General features: G+C 65.0%; 17 protein-coding genes and 2 pseudogenes. 8 read left to right on the top strand and 11 right to left on the bottom strand.

The genetic code is table 11. The annotated features are described in order from the left end of the window. Positions 1 to 120 precede the first annotated feature (120 nt). The gene (locus ABDW49_RS13025; RefSeq protein ID WP_343612428.1) at positions 121 to 615 is read left to right on the top strand and encodes a CcdC protein domain-containing protein; all 495 of its coding nucleotides are present in this window, start codon (positions 121 to 123) and stop codon (positions 613 to 615) included. Here the strand turns inward: ABDW49_RS13025 and ABDW49_RS13020 are convergent. Then, positions 599 to 1,492 (bottom strand): DMT family transporter, encoded by an 894-nt coding sequence (locus ABDW49_RS13020; protein ID WP_343612427.1) that lies wholly within the window; start codon positions 1,490 to 1,492, stop codon positions 599 to 601. The two genes, ABDW49_RS13025 and ABDW49_RS13020, sit on opposite strands and share 17 nt — an antisense overlap. A gap of 44 nt (positions 1,493 to 1,536) precedes the next feature. Here ABDW49_RS13020 and ABDW49_RS13015 point away from each other — a divergent pair, with 44 nt between their 5' ends. Beyond that, complete coding sequence (locus tag ABDW49_RS13015; protein ID WP_343612426.1) at positions 1,537 to 1,743, top strand: hypothetical protein; 207 nt, start codon at positions 1,537 to 1,539, stop codon at positions 1,741 to 1,743. A gap of 250 nt (positions 1,744 to 1,993) precedes the next feature. Here the strand turns inward: ABDW49_RS13015 and ABDW49_RS13010 are convergent, their stop codons facing one another. The 6 genes and pseudogenes from ABDW49_RS13010 to ABDW49_RS12985 all read right to left on the bottom strand — a co-directional run bounded on the left by ABDW49_RS13010 (position 1,994) and on the right by ABDW49_RS12985 (position 8,796). After that, the gene (locus ABDW49_RS13010) at positions 1,994 to 3,544 is read right to left on the bottom strand and encodes a CpaF family protein (RefSeq protein WP_343612425.1); all 1,551 of its coding nucleotides are present in this window, start codon (positions 3,542 to 3,544) and stop codon (positions 1,994 to 1,996) included. A gap of 442 nt (positions 3,545 to 3,986) precedes the next feature. After that, positions 3,987 to 4,244, bottom strand: coding sequence for an ATP synthase F1 subunit epsilon (locus ABDW49_RS13005; RefSeq protein WP_343612423.1), 258 nt, complete (start codon positions 4,242 to 4,244; stop codon positions 3,987 to 3,989). Between the two features lie 3 nt (positions 4,245 to 4,247). Beyond that, positions 4,248 to 5,695: pseudogene (atpD, locus tag ABDW49_RS13000) on the bottom strand (F0F1 ATP synthase subunit beta). Between the two features lie 24 nt (positions 5,696 to 5,719). Then, positions 5,720 to 6,595 (bottom strand): F0F1 ATP synthase subunit gamma, encoded by an 876-nt coding sequence (locus tag ABDW49_RS12995; RefSeq protein WP_343612421.1) that lies wholly within the window; start codon positions 6,593 to 6,595, stop codon positions 5,720 to 5,722. A gap of 24 nt (positions 6,596 to 6,619) precedes the next feature. Beyond that, a pseudogene (gene atpA, locus ABDW49_RS12990) lies at positions 6,620 to 8,171 on the bottom strand (F0F1 ATP synthase subunit alpha). A gap of 70 nt (positions 8,172 to 8,241) precedes the next feature. Then, complete coding sequence (locus ABDW49_RS12985) at positions 8,242 to 8,796, bottom strand: F0F1 ATP synthase subunit delta (protein ID WP_343612419.1); 555 nt, start codon at positions 8,794 to 8,796, stop codon at positions 8,242 to 8,244. 304 nt (positions 8,797 to 9,100) lie between these two features. Between ABDW49_RS12985 and ABDW49_RS12980 the strand changes: the two genes are divergently transcribed. After that, complete coding sequence (locus ABDW49_RS12980) at positions 9,101 to 10,000, top strand: type II CAAX endopeptidase family protein (protein WP_343612417.1); 900 nt, start codon at positions 9,101 to 9,103, stop codon at positions 9,998 to 10,000. On the opposite strand, the gene ABDW49_RS12975 is transcribed toward ABDW49_RS12980, so the two are convergent. After that, on the bottom strand, positions 9,985 to 12,165 hold the full coding sequence (locus ABDW49_RS12975; RefSeq protein ID WP_343612416.1) for a primosomal protein N': 2,181 nt from the start codon (positions 12,163 to 12,165) through the stop codon (positions 9,985 to 9,987). The genes ABDW49_RS12980 and ABDW49_RS12975 overlap by 16 nt on opposite strands. 144 nt (positions 12,166 to 12,309) lie before the next feature. Here ABDW49_RS12975 and fsa point away from each other — a divergent pair, with 144 nt between their 5' ends. The 4 genes from fsa (at position 12,310) to ABDW49_RS12955 (ending at position 16,885) form a co-directional block, all read left to right on the top strand. Further along, positions 12,310 to 12,960: a fructose-6-phosphate aldolase gene (fsa, locus tag ABDW49_RS12970; protein ID WP_343612414.1), complete on the top strand. Its 651-nt coding sequence runs from the start codon at positions 12,310 to 12,312 to the stop codon at positions 12,958 to 12,960. A 24-nt stretch (positions 12,961 to 12,984) separates the two neighbouring features. Further along, on the top strand, positions 12,985 to 14,799 hold the full coding sequence (gene cobT, locus ABDW49_RS12965) for a cobaltochelatase subunit CobT (RefSeq protein ID WP_343614280.1): 1,815 nt from the start codon (positions 12,985 to 12,987) through the stop codon (positions 14,797 to 14,799). Between the two features lie 33 nt (positions 14,800 to 14,832). Beyond that, on the top strand, positions 14,833 to 16,311 hold the full coding sequence (gene cysS / locus ABDW49_RS12960) for a cysteine--tRNA ligase (protein WP_343612412.1): 1,479 nt from the start codon (positions 14,833 to 14,835) through the stop codon (positions 16,309 to 16,311). Between the two features lie 97 nt (positions 16,312 to 16,408). Continuing rightward, a complete protein-coding gene (locus ABDW49_RS12955; RefSeq protein ID WP_343612409.1) occupies positions 16,409 to 16,885 on the top strand; it encodes a DUF3828 domain-containing protein in 477 nt (158 codons plus the stop codon). 11 nt (positions 16,886 to 16,896) lie between these two features. Here ABDW49_RS12955 and ABDW49_RS12950 read toward each other — a convergent pair whose 3' ends face one another. Then, complete coding sequence (locus ABDW49_RS12950) at positions 16,897 to 17,319, bottom strand: hypothetical protein (protein WP_343612407.1); 423 nt, start codon at positions 17,317 to 17,319, stop codon at positions 16,897 to 16,899. Next, positions 17,309 to 17,506: a hypothetical protein gene (locus tag ABDW49_RS12945; RefSeq protein WP_343612406.1), complete on the bottom strand. Its 198-nt coding sequence runs from the start codon at positions 17,504 to 17,506 to the stop codon at positions 17,309 to 17,311. Before ABDW49_RS12945 ends, ABDW49_RS12950 begins: the two co-directional genes overlap by 11 nt. A gap of 113 nt (positions 17,507 to 17,619) precedes the next feature. Here ABDW49_RS12945 and ABDW49_RS12940 point away from each other — a divergent pair, with 113 nt between their 5' ends. Next, positions 17,620 to 18,270: a S24 family peptidase gene (locus tag ABDW49_RS12940; RefSeq protein ID WP_343612404.1), complete on the top strand. Its 651-nt coding sequence runs from the start codon at positions 17,620 to 17,622 to the stop codon at positions 18,268 to 18,270. Between the two features lie 18 nt (positions 18,271 to 18,288). On the opposite strand, the gene ABDW49_RS12935 is transcribed toward ABDW49_RS12940, so the two are convergent. Further along, positions 18,289 to 18,795 carry a thioredoxin family protein gene (locus tag ABDW49_RS12935; protein ID WP_343612402.1) on the bottom strand — a complete coding sequence of 169 codons (507 nt, stop codon included), beginning with the start codon at positions 18,793 to 18,795 and terminating at the stop codon, positions 18,289 to 18,291. Positions 18,796 to 18,888: the final 93 nt, after the last annotated feature.

Genomic DNA, 18,888 nt, shown 5'->3' with positions numbered 1-18,888 from the left:
ATTAATGGGAGCGCGAGGGTGTAACACCCTCGCATTCTCTTTTTAATTCCTGAAACTTGTATCTTGGCATCCCCTGTGGCCGTGTTATCATTCTAACACAGTCACAGGGTTTTCTTGTTTATGCAAAGCGCCAATCCTTACAGCCAATGGATTCCCATCGCGGTGATCGTGGTGGTTCTGGCGCTGCGCAGCCGCCAGATCGGGCGGGAGCGCCCCTTTCGCCCGGCCTTGTCACTGATCCTGCCGGTGATCGCTCTGGCGGGGATCACTGCCATGCTGATCACCCGCCCGCCCGCGCCTCTGGGCTGGGCTGCTCTGGGGGCAGGGCTGGTGCTAGGCGTGCCGCTGGGCTGGCAGCGGGCGAAATTCACCCATATCGGCCGCGATCCTGTCACCGGCGCGCTGTTTATCCGCCAATCGGCGGCGGCGATGATGCTGCTGATCGGCGTGATCGTCCTGCGCCAGTTCGCCCGCTATGAAATGATCGAGGCGGGCGCGGCCCATGCGGAATGGCTCGCGCTGGCCAGCGATGCGCTGATCGGCTTTGCGGTGGGCAGCATCTGCACCTTCCGCGGTGAGCTTTACGTGAGGGCGCGCTCTATCCTTGCGGCGTGAGCGCGGCGCGGGTTCGCACCCGCTCGCGCCACAGGATCACCAGACCGGCGCAGGCCACCAGAGGCGCGCCGAGCCAGGTGCTGGAGGGCGGCATCTGGTCGAAAATCAGCCAGCCATAGAGCGTCGTCCAGATCAGCGAGGAATAATCCATCACCACCACCGTCGACACCGGGCCATAGCGCACCGAGGCCGTCACCAGCATCTGCGCCAGCGTGCCCACCGCGCCCATGCCCAGAATGGCCGTCCATTGCAGGCCGGTGTGATGCGTCATGGTGAAAGGCAGGGTGGGCAGCATCAGCACCGTGCCGATCAGCGAGAAATAGAACACCACCGAGAGCGGCGCCTCCGTGCGGCCCATATCGCGCAACTGGATTGCCACCAGCGCCACCATAAAGCCCGAGGCCAGCCCGACAAAGGCCCCCAGCGGTGAGATGGCCATCGAGCCAGGCCGAGCGATCACCAGCACGCCGACAAAGCCCAGCGCCACCGCCAGCCAGCGCCACGGCCCGATCTTTTCCTTCAGCATCAAAGCCGAAAGCACCACCGCGAACATTGGCGTGGTAAAGCCCAGCACCGTTGCCACCGCCAGCGGCAGCAGGATCGTCGCGCCAAAATTGGCCAGCATGCCGAACATGCCCATCAGCGAGCGGGTGGCGTGGCTCTTGAGGCGGGTGGTCCGCAACTGCCACCACTGCCCGCGCAACGCGACCCAAAGCGTGAGCAGGGGCAAGGCTCCCGCCTGCCGCCAGAACATGATCTCGGGCAGGGAAACGCCCATCTGATGCACCAGCTTGACCAGCATATACAGGCTGGACAAAGCGAGCGCCGCACCAAGCCGCAGGCCCAGCGCCAGAAAAGGACGTTGATGAACAGGCATGAGTTTGCGTTTACCCGCGCAGCCGGTTGAGGCAAGAGCAGGCGATGGAATTGGACTTTACCATATGCGCATCGGTTGCGGTTTTTGCGGCGATGGTGGCCGTGCTGGGCTGGCTGGCCGATCGCCGCCGGATGCGCCGCGCTGATCCTGACGCTGTGGGTTGGGTGCCGTGGCGGGGCCTGTCGTTCTGGGCGACGATGGTGGGGGTGTTGGCCGCCGCCGGGGCGGTGAAGTTCTGGATGGTGGGGTGATTCAAGGGGGTAAAGGGAAGATGCGAGGGCCATCGCCCTCGCGCTCCCTTAACTGTCAGCGTTGCGCATAGGGTTCGGCCAATCGCCCAGTTTGCCGCGCCGCAGGCATGAAATGGCCGGATATAGCTGCCTGCGGCGCTTTGCGCTGGACAGGTGGAGAGGTCTTGCATGACGACCGGGTGCCGCTGCCTTGTCGCCGGAAGACGTAACGGGGGTGCAGGGGGCGTAACGCCCCCTGCGTCATTCTTTCTTACAGACAGGCTTCCAGATAAGCCTGATCGAACCCGAACTGCCGCGCCTTTTCCAGAGTATAAGGTCGCAGGCCGGAAGGACGGAACTCGCCGATAATCTTCCCGTCGTCGGTTTCGTCGAGATATTCGAACTTGAACAGCTCCTGCGTTACGATCACATCGCCTTCCATCCCGATCACCTCGGTGATGTTGGTGGTGCGGCGCGAGCCATCGCGCAGGCGCTTGACCTGCACGATGATGTCCACGCTTTCCGCGATCTGGCGGCTGATGGCTTCCTTGGGGATCTTGATGTCGCCCATCAGGATCATGTTTTCCATACGGCCCAGGCATTCGCGCGGGCTGTTGGCGTGGAGCGTACACATCGAGCCATCGTGACCGGTGTTCATCGCGGCGAGGAGGTCGAAGCACTCCGCGCCACGAATTTCGCCCAGGATGATGCGGTCGGGGCGCATACGCAGGGCGTTCTTCACAAGGTCGCCGATGGTGATGGCGCCCTGGCCTTCAAGGTTGGGCGGCCGCGTTTCCAGCGGCAGCCAGTGCGGCTGCTGCAGGCGGAGTTCGGCGGCGTCCTCGATGGTCAGCACGCGCTCGCCCGGATCGATCATCTTCGACAGGGCGTTGAGCATCGTCGTTTTACCCGAACCCGTACCGCCCGAGATCACGATGTTCATACGGCAGGCGCCCGCGATCTTGAGCGCGGTGCACATCGGGTCCGACATCGATCCGAAATCGCGCAGCATATCGAGCGTGATCGGCTTTTCGGAAAACTTACGAATCGAGATCGCCGTGCCGCGCAGCGAGAGCGGGGGCACGATGACGTTGACGCGGCTGCCGTCCTTCAGGCGGGCGTCGGCCAGCGGCGTGGTCTGATCGACGCGGCGGCCGACCTGGTTCACGATGCGTTGGGCGATCTGGAAGAGATGCTGCTCGTCGCGGAAGCGGATCGTCGAAAGGGTCAGCTTGCCCTTCTTTTCGATGTAGGTCTGATCTGGCCCGTTGACCATGATATCGGACACGTCGGGATCGCCCAGCAACTCCTCCAGCGGGCCGAAGCCGAGCAGCTCGTCGATCAGCACCTTTTCCAGCGCGAACTGCTCGCGCCGGTTGAGGGTGATCTTCAGCTCGGCCAGCACCTCCATGATGATGGGGCGGAATTCCTCGGCCAGCTCGTCCTTGGTCAGGGTGGCGGCGGCTTCGGGGTCCACGCGCTCCAGCAGGCGCGGCAGGACCTCTTCCTTGATCTTGTGGACGCTGGCCTCGAACCCTTCGGCCTTATGCGTGTTCTCGACCGTGGTGTTCATGCGCTCGTCGAGGCGCGCCATGGCCTCGCTGCGCAGGGGCTGGGGAGCAGACGGCGCGGGGGCCGGGGCAGGCGCGGGCGCAGCGGATTCGGCAGGCAGCGGCGGGAACTGCTGTCCGCCGGCGGGCGGCTGCTGCGGCTGAGCTGCCGGAGCTGGTCCGCCGCCCTGCATGGGCCGCGCGACGCCGAATTGCGGTCGCGCACCTTGCCCGAAGCTGGTGGGGCCGTTGCGTCGCCCGAATGCGCTCATAAGTTTCAATCCTCGAAATCACGACCCACCATGTCCCGCGTGGGTATGGCGTATGGTGGTGGTGAATAAGGCGGAAACTTTGAGGATTTGCTAATGAGTAAGCACGGGTGAGGGGGATTACGGGTTGGCAGGGAAGAAAAGAGAAAAGCGAGGGCCATCGCCCTCGCGCTCCCTTTACGTCTTCCGACGATAGGGCAATGGCACCCGATCGTGGTGCGGGACCTATCCACCTGCCCAACATAAAGCGCCGCAGGCAGATCATTTAATGCCTGCGGCGCGGCAAACAGGGCGCAAGGCTGAACCCGATGCGCAATGTAGACATTCATGGGAGCGCGAGGGGGTAACCCCCTCGCATCTTCACTTCGAAACCTTCAAAACAAAGAAAAACCGGGCAACGGAACCCCGCCACCCGGTCTTTCTAAATGCACGAAGGCTAGAAAAATCAGCCCTCGACATGCTCCGCCAGCACGGTGAGGCCGCTGGCGCTCACCTCTGCGAAGCCGCCCGAGACGACGATGTCTTCCGGCGTGCCGTTCTCCGAACGATACACCTTCAGCACGCCGTCGCGCACGGTGGACATGAAGGGCGCGTGGCCTTCAAGCACGCCGAACTCGCCTTCCGTGCCGGGAACGACCACCATGTGGACGCTCTCGGACCGGACCAGACGCGCAGGCGTGACGAGCTCGAAATGCAGTGCCATGGATCAGGCCTCCGCAGCCAGCTTCTTGGCCTTTTCGACGGCTTCGTCGATGCCGCCGACCATGTAGAACGCCTGCTCCGGCAGGTGGTCGTACTCGCCGTCGACGATCGCCTTGAAGCCAGCGGATGGTGTCCTTCAGCGGCGACGTACTTGCCCGGCGAAGCCGGTGAAGACTTCGGCCACGTGGAACGGCTGCGACAGGAAGCGCTGGATCTTGCGGGCGCGGGCCACGGCCAGCTTGTCTTCTTCCGACAGTTCGTCCATGCCCAGGATCGCGATGATGTCCTGCAGCTCCTTGTAGCGCTGCAGCGTCTGCTGAACGCGGCGGGCGGTGTCGTAGTGCTCCTGGCCGATGACCAGCGGGTCGACAGCTGGCGCGAGGTCGAGTCCAGCGGGTCGACGGCCGGGTAGATACCCAGCGAGGCGATGGCACGGGACAGTGCGACGGTCGCGTCCAGGTGGGCGAAGGTGGTCGCCGGGGACGGGTCGGTCAGGTCGTCCGCGGGAACGTAGACGGCCTGGATCGAGGTGATCGAGCCTTTCTTGGTGGAGGTGATGCGCTCCTGCAGGACGCCCATTTCCTCGGCCAGGGTCGGCTGGTAGCCCACCGCCGACGGCATACGGCCCAGCAGTGCCGACACTTCGGTACCGGCCAGGGTGTAGCGGTAGATGTTGTCGACGAAGAACAGCACGTCCTGGCCTTCGTCGCGGAAGTACTCGGCCATGGTCAGGCCGGTCAGCGCGACGCGCAGACGGTTGCCCGGCGGCTCGTTCATCTGGCCGTACACCAGCGCCACCTTCGAACCATCGGGGGTCGGATTGCCGTCGGCGTCCTTGGCGATAACGCCGGCGTCGAGCATCTCGTGGTAGAAGTCGTTGCCTTCACGGGTACGCTCACCCACGCCGGCGAACACCGAGAAACCGCCGTGCGCCTTGGCGATGTTGTTGATCAGTTCCATCATGTTGACGGTCTTGCCCACGCCGGCGCCGCCGAACAGGCCGACCTTGCCGCCCTTGGCGAACGGGCAGACCAGGTCGATGACCTTGATGCCGGTGACCAGAATGGCCGCTTCGGTCGACTGCTCGATGAAGGGCGGGGCTTCGGCGTGGATCGGGGCGTACTGGGTCGCGTTGACCGGACCGCGCTCGTCGATCGGCTCGCCGATGACGTTGAGAATGCGGCCCAGGGTCTGCGGGCCCACGGGGACCGAGATCTGCGCGCCGGTGCTGGAGACCGGCTGACCACGGGTCAGACCGTCGGTCGAGTCCATGGCGATGGTGCGGACGGTGTTCTCACCCAGATGCTGGGCCACTTCGAGAACCAGACGGTTGCCGTTGTTGGTGGTTTCCAGCGCGGTGAGAATGGCGGGCAGTTCGCCGTCGAACGAAACGTCGACGACGGCGCCGATGACCTGGCTGATCTTGCCAGTGGAGGTGAGCACGGTGGCCATAGGGTTATTCCTTTTGGTCGTCGATCAGAGCGCTTCGGCGCCCGCGATGATTTCGATAAGCTCAGTGGTGATCGCGGCCTGACGGCTGCGGTTGTACTGAACGGTCAGCTTGTTGATGAGATCGCCGGCATTGCGTGTGGCATTGTCCATGGCGGTCATCGAGGCACCCTGTTCGCTGGCAGCGTTCTCCAGCAGGGCGCCGAAAAGCTGGGTGCGCAGGTAGCGCGGCAGCAGCGCGGCGAGGATTTCTTCCTCATCGGGCTCATATTCCACCACGGCGCCGCTGGTCTCCGCGGCCACCTTGGGGGCGGGCACGGGGATGATCTGCTGCGTCGTCGGCTCCTGCAGCAGGGCGCTGCGGAACTTGGAATAGAACAGATGCGCCACGTCGAACTTGCCTGCCTCATACAGAGCGACGAGTTCGTTGGCGATCGCCTCGGCTTCGGCAAAGCCGGGTTCGCGCACCGAGGTGGTGTCGAATTCGGCCTCAACCGCCTTGGGGAATTCCCGGCGCACCACCGCACGGCCCTTGCGGCCGATGAGGTAGAACAGCACGGTCTTGCCCTCGGCCTGAAGGGCCTGCGCCTTGGCGCGGGCGGCCTTCAGGATGTTCGAGTTGAAGGCGCCGCACAGGCCGCGATCCGAATTGGCCACGACCAGCAGATGCACCTGCGACTTGCCGGTGCCCGCGAGCAGCCTGGGGCTGTTCTCGCTGACGGTGATGCGGCTCGCGAGCGAGCCCATCACCTGCGCCAGACGCTGGGCATAGGGGCGCGCGGCCTCGGCAGCGGCCTGCGCCTTGCGCAGTTTTGCCGCCGCGACCATTTGCTTCGCCTTGGTGATCTTCTGGGTCGACTTGACCGAGTTGATACGAAGCTTGAGTTCTTTAAGACTGGCCATCGCCAATTACCCTCCCGGTAAGGTTCAGGCGAACTGCTTGGCGAAGGTGTCGAGCGCGGCCTTCAGCTTGCTCTTGGCCTCATCGCCCAGATCCTTGGTGTCGCGGATCAGCTTGAGGACATCGGCATGGTTCTGATGCAGGAAGCTGAGCATCTCGGCCTCATACTCGGTCACCTGCTTGACAGGGATGTTGTCGAGGTAGCCGTTGGTGCCGGCGAAGATCACCGCGGTCTGCTCCTCGAAGCCGAGGGGCGAGAACTGGGCCTGCTTGAGCAGTTCCGTCACGCGGGCGCCGCGGTCCAGCTGCTTGCGGGTCGCGGCGTCCAGGTCCGAGGCGAACTGCGCGAAGGCAGCCAGTTCACGGTACTGGGCCAGGTCGAGCCGGATCCCGCCCGACAGCTTCTTGATGATCTTGGTCTGGGCCGCGCCACCGACGCGCGACACCGAGATACCGGCGTTGATGGCCGGACGGATGCCCGAGTTGAACAGGTCGGTTTCCAGGAAGATCTGGCCGTCGGTGATCGAGATCACGTTGGTCGGAACGAAGGCGGAAACGTCGCCGGCCTGGGTTTCGATGATCGGCAGCGCGGTCAGCGAACCGGTCTTGCCCTGGTCAAACCTCGTCGTTCCGAGCCTTCGCGACGCGGAAGCGCGCTCCAGCAGACGGCTGTGGAGATAGAACACGTCGCCCGGGTAGGCTTCGCGGCCCGGCGGACGGCGCAGCAGCAGCGAGATCTGGCGATAGGCCACGGCCTGCTTGGACAGGTCGTCGTAGACGATCAGGGCGTCTTCGCCGCGGTCGCGGAAGTATTCGCCCATGGTGCAGCCGGCGTAGGGCGCCAGGTACTGCAGCGCGGCGGACTCCGAAGCGGTGGCGGCCACCACGATGGTGTTGGCCAGCGCGCCGTTCTCTTCCAGCTTGCGCACGATGTTGGCGATGGTCGAGCGCTTCTGGCCGATGGCGACGTAGACGCAGTACAGCTTCTTGCCTTCATCGTCGCCCTGGTTGGCGGCCTTCTGGTTGATGATGGCGTCGATCGCCACGGCGGTCTTGCCGGTCTGGCGGTCGCCGATGATCAGCTCGCGCTGGCCACGGCCGACCGGGATCATGGCGTCGATCGACTTCAGGCCGGTCTGCACCGGCTGGTCTACCGACTTGCGCCAGATCACGCCCGGAGCGACCTTCTCGACCGCGTCGGTGGCCTTGGCGTTCGATCGGGCCCTTGCCGTCGATCGGGTTGCCCAGCGCGTCGACCACGCGGCCCAGCAGGCCCTTGCCGACCGGCACGTCCACGATGGTGCCGGTGCGGCGCACGGTGTCGCCTTCGCGGATCTCGCTGTCCGAACCGAAGATCACGACGCCGACATTGTCGGCCTCGAGGTTGAGGGCCATGCCCTGCACGCCATTGGCGAACTGGACCATCTCACCGGCCTGGACCTTGTCCAGACCGTGGATGCGGGCGATGCCGTCACCCACCGACAGCACGCTGCCCACTTCCGAGACCTGGGCCTCGGTGCCGAAATTGGCGATCTGGTCCTTGATGACCTTCGAGATTTCTGCGGCGCGGATATCCATGTTCAGCCTTTCATCGAAGTCTTTTTGTAGAAGGGCTGCTGCCCTTCGTCGCTTAGCCGAAAGAAGGAGATTAGCCCTTCATCGCCTGAGCGAGGGAATTGAGACGGGTGCGGATCGAGCTGTCGATCTGCTGGCTGCCGATGCGCACGACCAGGCCGCCAAGCAGCTCCGGATCGACATCGGCCTTGATCTTGACGGTCTTGCCTTCGCGGGCGGCCAGCTTGGCCGACAGCGCGGCGATCTGATCGTCGGTCAGCGGGTGAGCGCTGGTGACCTGAGCGGTGACCTCGCCGCGCGCGGCGGCGGCGATCGAACCGTATGCGGCGATCACCTGAGGCAGCGCCGAGAGGCGGCCATTGGCGGCCAGCACGCCCAGGAACTTGGTGGTAACCTCACCCAGTTCCAGCACGCCCGCCACGCTGTTCAGCGCCTTGCCGGCGGCGTCGCGGCTGACCAGCGGGTTGCGAATCAGGTTGGACAGATCGTCGGACGCGGCAAGGGCCGCACCCAGTTTCTCAAGATCGGCCTCGACAGGCGACACAACGCCCGTTTCATTGGCCAGATCGAACAATGCCGAGGCGTAGCGGCCTTGCAGGCTGGCGGTGATGCCGGCGGAATTCTCCACGCGCGTCGGTCCCCTTTAATCCGGACTCTGAACGCATAGAGACCGGACCCCGATGCCCGACCCCCGTTCAGATGGTCGGGCGCATAGCGGGCATTATCGCGCTATGCAAGCCGCCGGGAGGTCGCCACGGGGCATCGCGTGTCAAAAATGTGAAATCACGTTGGTCATGCAGGCAATACGCCATTTGACGCGGCTGCATTGGTATGCGGCCGCTGCCGGGCAGAACCGAATCATTTGTAACGCAGATAAGCTCGACAGGCCGGGGCCGGTGAGGGAGAAGAAGGGCCCTTCCTGAAAGACCCCCATGACCAGTTTCGATGTTGTCTCCCTTCCGCAGCCGCGCTGGCGGCGGATCCTGCTTCACCCCGGCAGCCTGCTGGTGATCGGCTTCATCTGGCTGGCGCTGGCCGAGGTGGTCTCGATGGTCCTGTCCGAAAAGCTGCTGGGGCGCGACGCGGACCACCATATCCATGCCCCGGTGCAGATCCTGGTCGCCTTGTGGCTGATCCTGGCGTGGAAGCTCTACAAGCGCTGGGTAGAGCGCTCGGCGGATACCGAGTTGCCATGGGCCGGGGCAGGGCGGGAATGGGCGGCGGGGCTGGCCTTCGGCATGCTGCTGTTCAGCGCGATGACCGGCATGGTGGCGCTGCTGGGCGGCCTCACCGTAACAGGCGTGGGCGGCGTCGGCGATCTGGCCGCGATGGTGGCTATGGCCGCGATCTCGGGCGTGGGCGAGGAATTGCTCTTTCGCGGCGTGATCCTGCGCCAGCTTGAGAAGATGGTGGGCACATGGGGTGGTCTGGCGCTGACCTCGGCCTTTTTTGGCCTCGCGCATCTGGGCAATGAGGGGGCGACGTGGTTTGCGGCCCTCGCCATCGCGCTGGAGGCCGGATTGCTGCTGGGCGCGGCCTATCTGCTGACGCGGCGGCTGTGGCTGGCGATGGGCATCCACAGCGGCTGGAATTTCACGCAAGGGTGGATTTTCAGCGTGCCGGTCTCGGGCGGCAAGGCGCCGGAGGGCCTGCTGCTCACCGCCCGCCATGGACCCGAATGGCTGACGGGCGGTGCCTTCGGGCTGGAGGCCAGCGCCGTGGCGATGGTGGTGGCAACCCTGGCGGGCGTGATGCTGATGCGCCGCGTGATCCGTGCCGGGGGCATTGTGCCCGCGCCATGGACCCTGAAGCGTCGTCAGACGAAGGAATAGGGGTCGATATCCACGCCCACCCGCACGCCGGGCGGAAATTTCAGCCCGCCCAGCCATTGCCGGATCACCGTCTGCACCTGCGCCGAGCGTTTGGCATTGATCAGCAGCCGATAGCGATAGCGCCCGCGCAACTGCGCCATGGGGGCAGGGGCCGGGCCCAGCACCGCGACATTGGGCAGGTTGGGCCGCGTGCCGCCGATGGCGCGGGCGGCATCGCGCGCCTCGGCCTCGTCTTCGGAGGAGACGATGATCGCGGCCCAGCGTCCGAAGGGCGGGGCATAGGCGGAGCGGCGGCCTTCGGCTTCGGCGGCGTAGAAGGCGTCGCGGTCGCCCGAGGCGATGGCGGCGATCACCGGCGCGCTGGGCGAGCGGGTCTGGATCAGCACCTCGCCGGGTTTTTGCGCGCGGCCCGCGCGGCCCGCGACCTGCGCGATCTGCTGATAGGTGCGCTCGCCCGCGCGCAGGTCGCCGCCTTCGAGGCCCAGATCGGCGTCGATCACGCCGACCAGCGTCAGATCGGGGAAGTGATAGCCCTTGGTCACCAATTGCGTGCCGACGATCACATCGATCATCTTGTTTTCCGCCGCCGCCACGAACTCGCCGATCTTTTCCGGGCTGTTGAGCGTGTCGGAGGTGACCACCGCCACCCGCGCCTCGGGCAGGATCTGTGCGACTTCATCGGCGATGCGCTCCACGCCGGGGCCGCAGGCGACCAGGCAGTCGCCCTCGCCGCATTCGGGGCAGGCGGTGGGCATGGGCGCCTCATGCCCGCAATGATGGCAGGCGAGGCGGCGTGAGAGGCGATGCTCGACCAGCCATGCGCTGCAATCGGAGCACTGGAAGCGATAGCCGCAATGGCGGCACAAGGTCAGCGGCGCATAGCCGCGCCGGTTGAGGAACAGCAGCGACTGTTCGCCCTTGTCCAGCCGGTCCTGCAGCTTTTCGACCAGCGGCGGGGCGATCCAGTGGTTGCGCTCGGGCGGATGCTGGGTGAGGTCGACGATCTGGATGTCGGGCAGGCTGGCGCCCCCGAAGCGCGAGGGCAGATCGACCTTCTGGTACACCCCCGCCTCGGCCAGTTGCATCGATTCGAGCGCGGGGGTGGCGCTGGCCAGCACCACCGGGATCTGCTCGAAACGGGCGCGGATCACCGCCACATCGCGGGCGTTGTAGCGCACGCCATCGTCCTGTTTGAAGCTGATCTCATGGGCTTCGTCGACAATGATCAGCCCCAGCGCGGCATAGGGCAGAAACAGCGCCGAGCGCGCGCCCACCACCACCTGAGCGCTGCCATTGGCCACCGCGCGCCAGGCCCGCCGCCGCTCGCCCGATTTCAGGCTGGAGTGCCAGAGGATCGGCGCCACCCCGAAACGTGCCTCGAACCGGCGCAGGAAGTTTTCGGTCAGCGCGATTTCGGGCAGCAGCACCAAGGTCTGGCGGCCAAGGCGGAGTGCTTCGGCGACGGCCTCGAAATAGGTCTCGGTCTTGCCCGAGCCGGTCACGCCATCGAGCAGGAACGGGGTGAAGCCCTCCTTCTGGCGGCCCTTGCGCGTCGCATCGATAAAGCGGTCGGCGGCCTCCTGCTGGCCGTCCGACAGGGTGGGCACATCATGCTCGGGATCGGCGGGAGGATAGGGCCGGTCAAGATCGACCTGCACCGCCTCCATCAGCCCGTTGTTGGTGAGGCCGCGTAGCACCGCTTCCGAAACGCCCGCGATCTCGGCCAACTCGCGGAGAGTGCCCTGAGCGCCCGGCAGCCGTTCCAGCGCCTGCTTGCGCTGGGTGGTCAGACGGCCCGGCTCGGCGCCCTCGACCAGCCGGTATTCGGTCATGGTGCGCCCGCCCTGCAAGGCCGCCGAGGAGGACAAAGCCATCCGCGCCACCGAGGCCAAGGAGGCGCAATAGTAATCCGCCGTCCATTCGATCAGCCGCCTTAAAGGCGCGGGCAGGGGCGGCACCGGCAGCACATTGAGGATCGGGCGCAGGCGGTTGTCGCCCACCTCTTCGGCGGGCAGGCGTTCGGGCTCCCACACCACGCCCAGGATTTGGCGCGGGCCCAGCGGGGCGACCACCACGCTGCCCGGCTCCACCGTCATGCCGTGGGGCGCGCGGTAATCCAGCACTGGCAAGGCGGCGTTCATCACAAGCAGGCGGATGCGGGTCATGGGGCCCATCTATGGTCTTGGCGCTGGCGGGGGAAGGGGCAGAGGTATAAAAAGGAAGGGTTGGGTTCCGCGCCAAGCCTGCCTATAGGCCACCATGATCACGGGGCGGAATCGCCCGAACACGCCAGCGCAGGAGTGCCAGCCATGAAATTCTTCGTCGACACCGCCGAAACCAAGGACATCGCCGAACTGGCCGCCACCGGCCTGCTCGATGGCGTGACCACCAACCCCTCGTTGATCGCCAAGTCGGGCCGTGACTTCATCGAAGTCACCAAGGAAATCTGCGGCCTGGTCGATGGCCCTGTTTCCGCCGAGGTGGTCAGCCTCGACCACGAGAGCATGATGCGTGAGGCCGAAGTGCTGCGCAAGATCGCCGACAACGTCTGCATCAAGGTGCCGCTGACCTTCGACGGCCTCAAGACCTGCAAGAAGCTGACCGGCGACGGCACGATGGTCAATGTGACGTTGTGCTTCTCGGCCAATCAGGCTCTGCTGGCCGCCAAGGCCGGCGCGACCTTCGTCTCGCCCTTCATCGGTCGCCATGACGACAATGGCTTCGACGGTCTCGATCTGATCCGCGACATGCGCCTGATCTATGACAACTATGACTATCAGACCGAGATCCTGGCCGCCTCGATCCGCCATGGCGTCCATGTTCTGGAATGCGCCCGCATCGGCGCCGATGTGATGACCGCGCCGCCCGCCGTCATCAAGGGTCTGGTCAAGCATGTGTTGACAGACAAGGGTCTGGAAGGCTTTTTGGCCGACTGGGCCAAGACCGGCCAGAAGATCTGATTTTCTTGAAGTAAGGTGAGCACATTGGCGGAGGAAACACCCCTCGATCGGTTCAAGCAGGCACTCACCGGCACCGCGCGCGCGATGTCGGACGTGGCCGAGGTCGAGGTGAACTGGTCCGCCGATGTGCCCGCCATCTCGGGCACGACGATGCGCGTGCCCATGCCTGGTCGCGGCCTCCCGCTGGAGGCCGCGATGCAGGCGCGCGGCGTGGCCGATGGCTATGCGCTGCGCATCAAACATCACAATGCCGCGCTGCATAACCGCGCCCAGCCGGCCGAGGCGACCGCGCGCGCCTGTTTCGACGCCATCGAGCAGGTGCGTTACGAAGCGCTGGGCGCCAATGAATATGATGGCGTGCGGCACAATCTGGGCGTGGCCCTGCAGCAGCGTATCGCGGGCGATCCGATCACCCGCGTCGAGCGGCCCGATCAGGTGCCGTTGCCGACCGCTCTGTCGCTGATCCTGCGTGAGCATCTGACCGGCGAACCTGTGCCCGAAGCTGCCGAGCGCGGCGTTTCCATGGTGCGCAACTGGATCGAGAAGAAGGCGGGCAAGGATTTCGAGGCGCTGGCCGAGAAGCTGGAGGACCAGAAGGCCTTCCAGCATCTGGCGCTCGACATGCTGGGCCATCTGGAGCTGACCCGCGCCGAGCTGGAACCCAATGGCGAGGACGAGGAAAACCCCGAGTCCGGCGACGAGCCCGATGAGGACGATCAGCCCGGCGAGGATTCGCAGGAGATGCCTCAGCCGATGGAGGCTGCCTCCGAACCCACGCGCGGCGACGATGAGGGGCAGGACGACGCCGATGGCGAAATGTCCGACGATGCCGACGATTCCGATGGCAGCGAGGATGCCGAGGATGGCATGCTGCCCACGCGGCCTAACCGTCCGTGGACGGAAACGCCCGAAAACTTCGACTACAAGAGCTTCATCACCCAGTTCGACGAGGTCGTGGCCGCGCAGGATCTGTGCGACGATGAGGAGCTGACCCGCCTGCGCGCCTATCTCGACGCGCAGTTGAAGGGGTTGCAGGGCGTGGTGACCAAGCTGGCCAACCGCTTGCAGCGCCGCCTGATGGCGCAGCAGAACCGCAGTTGGGACTTCGATCAGGATGAGGGCATGCTGGATGCCGCGCGTCTGGCCCGTGTGGTGGTCGCGCCGGGGCAGTCGCTCAGCTACAAGATCGAGCGGGACGTCGAGTTCAAGGATACGGTTGTCACGCTGCTGATCGACAATTCCGGATCGATGCGCGGGCGGCCGATTTCCATCGCGGCGATTTCGGCGGATGTGCTGGCGCGTACTTTGGAGCGTTGCGGCGTCAAGACCGAGGTGCTGGGCTTCACCACCAGCGCCTGGAAGGGCGGCAAGAGCCGGGAGCAGTGGCTGGCCGGTGGCAAGCCCGCTCATCCCGGTCGTCTCAATGACTTGCGGCACATTGTTTACAAAAAGGCTGATGAGCCCTGGCGCCGGGCGCGCAAGAATCTCGGCCTGATGATGCGCGAAGGCCTGCTCAAGGAAAACATCGACGGTGAGGCGCTGATCTGGGCGCATAACCGCATGCTGGCCCGGCAGGAGGACCGCCGCATCCTGATGGTGATCAGCGACGGCGCGCCGGTGGATGACAGCACGCTCAGCGTCAATGCGGCGGGCTATCTGGAAACCCATCTGCGCAAGGTGATCGAGTGGATCGAGAAGCAGTCGCCGGTGCAACTGGTGGCGATCGGCATCGGCCATGATGTGACGCGCTATTACCGCCGCGCTGTCACCATCATGGATGTCGAGCAGTTGGGCGGCACGATGATCGAGCAGTTGGCGGGGCTCTTCGAAGACGGTTGACGTTTTCGCCGCGCCTTGCCAACCGGCAGGGCTATGACTGACGCCACGCCCCTGAAGCTGTTCAACAGCCTGACCCGCCAGCTCGAAACCTTCGAGCCCGTCCACCCCGGCGAGGCGCGCGTCTATACCTGCGGGCCGACGGTCTACAACTATCCGCATATCGGCAATATGCGCGCCTATGTGTTTGCCGATGTGCTTGGAAGAGTGCTCAGCTTCAAGGGGTACAAGCTCTCGCATGTGATCAACATCACCGATGTGGGGCACCTTACCGACGATGCCGATGCGGGCGAGGACAAGATGGAAAAGATGGCCGCGAAAGAGGCCAAAAGCATCTGGGCCATCGCCGAGCATTACACGCAGGCCTATTGGGCCGACATCAAGGCGCTCAACATCCGCCAGCCGATGGAATGGTCGGTGGCGACGAAATATGTGCCCGCGATGATCGAGTTCGCGGAAAAGATCGCCCACAAGCACTGCTATGAACTGGAAAGCGGCCTCTATTTCGATGTCGCCAGCGTGGCGGACTATGGCCGCCTCGCTCGCGCCCATACCGAAGAGGGCGAGGGCCGCATCGAGGCCGTCGAGGGCAAGCGCAACGCCGCCGATTTCGCCATCTGGCGCAAGACCCCCGCCGGCGAGACGCGCCAGATGGAGTGGGATTCGCCCTGGGGTCGCGGCGCGCCGGGCTGGCATCTGGAATGCTCGGTGATGAGCGGGCAGTTGCTGGGCTTCCCCTTCGACATCCATACCGGCGGCATCGACCACCGCGAAATCCACCACCCCAACGAGATCGCGCAGAATCAGGCTTTCTGCTGCAGCGGCGGGCTCGACGTACCCGGCAATTCAGGCGCCAAGCTGTGGATGCACAACAATTTCCTCGTCGAGCGCAGCGGCAAGATGAGCAAGTCCTCGGGCGAGTTCCTCCGCCTGCAACTGCTGATCGACAAGGGCTATCACCCGCTGGCCTATCGCCTGATGTGCCTGCAGGCGCAGTATCGCAGCGAGCTGGAGTTCAGCTGGGAAGGCCTTGGTGCCGCTCTCACGCGCCTGAAGCGTCTGGTGATGGCTGTTGAGCAATTGCGCGCCCGCCTGAACGATGAGGGCGGCTCCGTGATCGAGGGCGCCGAGCCGGGGCCGAAGTTCGCCCCCTTGCGCGAAGCTTTCGCGGCGGCGGTCAGCGATGATCTGAACACGCCGATCGCGCTGACTCAGCTTGAGCAGGTCGTGGCGCTGAAAAAGGTCGATCTGGGCCAGAAGCTGGCGGTGATCGCGCAGATGGACGCGGTGCTGGGCCTGAATCTGATGGCTCTGACCCGCGCCGAATTGCGCCTGAAACCCAAGGCCGCGACCATCACCGAAGCCGAGATCGACGACGTGCTGGCCGCCCGCCGTCAGGCCCGCGCCGACAAGGATTTCGCCCAGTCCGACGCCCTGCGCGAGACCCTTGCCGCGCGTGGTGTGGAGGCCATGGATGGCGACCCGCTCGGCTGGGACTGGAAGCTGGAGGCGTAAAGCACGCTGTTGTCGCATCGTTTTTCGCGAAAAACCGGTTCCCACTTTTTCGCACGATGCTTTAAGAACACTCCCGGTTCCTGCCGGGAGTGTTCCTATGTCCACCGCCGTCTTCGCCAGTCTGCTGCTTGCCGCCGGGTCGCCCGGTTTCGCCGAGGGAGGCGCGCTCGATGCCGTGGTGAGCCAGATCTATGCGCCCTATCGCAACGGCACGCAGCGCCCTTACTGGAGCGCGCCGATCTACACATCCCAGACCCAGCAGCTTATCCGCGACTGGGAGCAGGTGCGCGGGCGCGGCAGCGATGATGTCTCCGAAACGGATATGCTCTGCGATTGTCAGGACTGGGATGCCGATGCATTCCATGTCGACACGATCAGCCGCCTGTTCACCGGGCCGGGGCGGGCGGTGATGCTGCTGCGCGTCTGGCAGACCAAGGGCGATCACAGCAATGTGCGGCTCTCTCTGGTGAAGGAGGGCAGCCGCTGGGCGGTCGAGGATATCGGCGATGCCGCTGCGGGCAGCAGCCTGCGTTCGGCCCTTGGCCGCGCCATGAGCAGGAAGGCGCGGCGCTAGGGGGGCAAGCCTCAGACCTCGCTGAGCAGCAGCAGGTCCGCCTCCACCACCATCAGCGGCTGAGGCTGGGTGACATGCGTCACCTCGCTGATCCCGGCGTCGGCCACCAGCTGGCCGGGCAGGGTGAAGTCGTGATCGGGCAGCAGGGCGATAAAGCCTTCACCCGCCGCAACCCCTTCCTGACCGGCAAAGGTCAGCGTGATGGTGTGGCGCGTGCCCGAAAAGGTCGCGCTGGCCCAGGGGCGCTCGGCATGGGACAGCAGTTCGGCCTCGGGGCCCGCCAGACGCGTCACCGCATCGAGCAGCCGCAGCGCCGGATCGCGGCGCCTTTTGCCCGAGGCGCCGCCGCCCGAATCGCCCGCCAGCACCGGTTTGCGCGCCGGGCCGGAAAACAGGCGGATCAGATCGCGCCCATGGCGGAAATCAAAGCGCATGATCGGCCTCCTTCTTCACGGCCTGGCTGTCGAGAAAGGCCTCGATGCGGCGGGCCATGGGCTCGCGCGGCACCCGGCCATTGCGCATGTCGGCGACCAGGCGCGGGTCATGCGCCACCAGCCTGCCGAATTTGGTCCACGGCATGCCGCTGTGGCGCAGGAACGTTTCGATCCGTCTGAGCAACATCAAAGCCCCCTTTCGTATGGGCGCCTGTGGTGGAGCCCGAATCAATAATGTTCGCTAAATGTTCCATTCGAAGTCCTACTTGTCTAGGATATTTCCTATGGTAGATTGGCGCCATGCATGATGCCGATCCTCGCAGCCGTCTGGTCACACTGGCCGCAGAGCGCGGCACCAGCCTTGCCGCCCTGTCCGCGCTGATTGGCCGAAATCCGACCTATCTCCAGCAGTTTGTCCGCAAGGGCAGCCCGCGCAAGCTGGAGGAAGGCGACCGCAGGACACTGGCCCGCTTCTTCGGCATTTCCGAGAAGGAGCTGGGCGGCATGGAGGATAAATCCTCTGCTTCCGGCGGCAAGCGTGAAGCCTCGGTCTGGATCGATGTGCCGCGCCTTGCGCTCGATGCTTCCGCCGGGCCGGGGGCTCTGGCCGGGCGGGAGCAGGCCTTTGGGCATATGCGTTACAGGCGCCAGTGGTTGCGCGGGCAGGGGCTCGATCCGGCCTGGCTCTCGACCATCGCCGTCTCGGGTGATTCGATGGAGCCGCTGCTGCATGATGGCGATGAAATTCTTGTCGATCAGCGCCCGAACGGCTGGCGCGACGGGGTGCATGTGCTGCGGCTGGGCGACACGCTGCTGGTCAAGAAGCTGAGTTTCGAGCGGCCGGGGCATCTGCGTATCATCAGCGAGAACCGGCTCTATGCCCCCTATGAGCTGCCGCTCGACGAGGTGGCGATCGTGGGGCGCGTGGTGTGGAAAAGCGGGCGGGTTTAAGCCCGCCCGCCCCGGCGTTTACTTCGTCCAGCTTGCCAGCCAGTCGGCCAGCGCCTGCGGGCTCATATGGCGCGCGTCGGACAGGGCCGTTTCATGGCCGGGGTTCAGCACCTTGCGGGTCTTGGGATCGATGATCAGTGCGGCGGGCACGCCCTTGGGGCGTGGCGGTTGGCCATAACTGGCCCAGATGTCGAGATTCTTGGTGTAGCGGCCCACATCGATGGTCACCTCGACATAGTGCTTCTCCACGAAGGCCTTCACCTCGGGCAGCTCGATGGTGCCGGCCAGCACGCGGCAGTCCGGGCACCAGTTGCCGCCGAAATCGAGCAGCAGCAGCTTGTGCTCCTTTTTCGCCTTGGCCGTGGCCTTGGCGACATCGGCCTTGGCATCGGCGTTCTCGTCATAGGGCAGGGGCAGCGGCTGTTTAAGCTGGTCGAAGCTGCCGATGGCGACATGCGGCGCCGGGGCGGCCAGAGCGGGGGCGGCGGTGCAGGCAAGGGCAATGGCAGCAAGAGCAAGGCGCATTCGGTAAAATCCCAACCAAAAGAGTTGAGTTTTTATAGGCCGTGTCCGGGGATGTGCAATGCCCTTTGCGCCTATCACTTTCGCGGCTATTCC

Source organism: Novosphingobium sp. (assembly GCF_039595395.1).
Lineage (GTDB): Bacteria > Pseudomonadota > Alphaproteobacteria > Sphingomonadales > Sphingomonadaceae > Novosphingobium.
The sequence above is the reverse complement of the archived record's forward strand: the minus strand, read 5'-3'. Positions and strand labels throughout refer to the sequence as shown.

What these genes read in the sequence shown, in the direction of transcription:
- ABDW49_RS13025 (WP_343612428.1), top strand. Translation starts at nt 121, where the DNA reads ATGCAAAGCGCCAATCCTTACAGCCAATGGATTCCCATCGCGGTGATC.
- ABDW49_RS13020 (WP_343612427.1), bottom strand. Translation starts at nt 1,492, where the DNA reads ATGCCTGTTCATCAACGTCCTTTTCTGGCGCTGGGCCTGCGGCTTGGT.
- ABDW49_RS13015 (WP_343612426.1), top strand. Translation starts at nt 1,537, where the DNA reads ATGGAATTGGACTTTACCATATGCGCATCGGTTGCGGTTTTTGCGGCG.
- ABDW49_RS13010 (WP_343612425.1), bottom strand. Translation starts at nt 3,544, where the DNA reads ATGAGCGCATTCGGGCGACGCAACGGCCCCACCAGCTTCGGGCAAGGT.
- ABDW49_RS13005 (WP_343612423.1), bottom strand. Translation starts at nt 4,244, where the DNA reads ATGGCACTGCATTTCGAGCTCGTCACGCCTGCGCGTCTGGTCCGGTCC.
- ABDW49_RS12995 (WP_343612421.1), bottom strand. Translation starts at nt 6,595, where the DNA reads ATGGCCAGTCTTAAAGAACTCAAGCTTCGTATCAACTCGGTCAAGTCG.
- ABDW49_RS12980 (WP_343612417.1), top strand. Translation starts at nt 9,101, where the DNA reads ATGACCAGTTTCGATGTTGTCTCCCTTCCGCAGCCGCGCTGGCGGCGG.
- ABDW49_RS12975 (WP_343612416.1), bottom strand. Translation starts at nt 12,165, where the DNA reads ATGACCCGCATCCGCCTGCTTGTGATGAACGCCGCCTTGCCAGTGCTG.
- fsa (WP_343612414.1), top strand. Translation starts at nt 12,310, where the DNA reads ATGAAATTCTTCGTCGACACCGCCGAAACCAAGGACATCGCCGAACTG.
- cysS (WP_343612412.1), top strand. Translation starts at nt 14,833, where the DNA reads ATGACTGACGCCACGCCCCTGAAGCTGTTCAACAGCCTGACCCGCCAG.
- ABDW49_RS12955 (WP_343612409.1), top strand. Translation starts at nt 16,409, where the DNA reads ATGTCCACCGCCGTCTTCGCCAGTCTGCTGCTTGCCGCCGGGTCGCCC.
- ABDW49_RS12950 (WP_343612407.1), bottom strand. Translation starts at nt 17,319, where the DNA reads ATGCGCTTTGATTTCCGCCATGGGCGCGATCTGATCCGCCTGTTTTCC.
- ABDW49_RS12945 (WP_343612406.1), bottom strand. Translation starts at nt 17,506, where the DNA reads ATGTTGCTCAGACGGATCGAAACGTTCCTGCGCCACAGCGGCATGCCG.
- ABDW49_RS12940 (WP_343612404.1), top strand. Translation starts at nt 17,620, where the DNA reads ATGCATGATGCCGATCCTCGCAGCCGTCTGGTCACACTGGCCGCAGAG.
- ABDW49_RS12935 (WP_343612402.1), bottom strand. Translation starts at nt 18,795, where the DNA reads ATGCGCCTTGCTCTTGCTGCCATTGCCCTTGCCTGCACCGCCGCCCCC.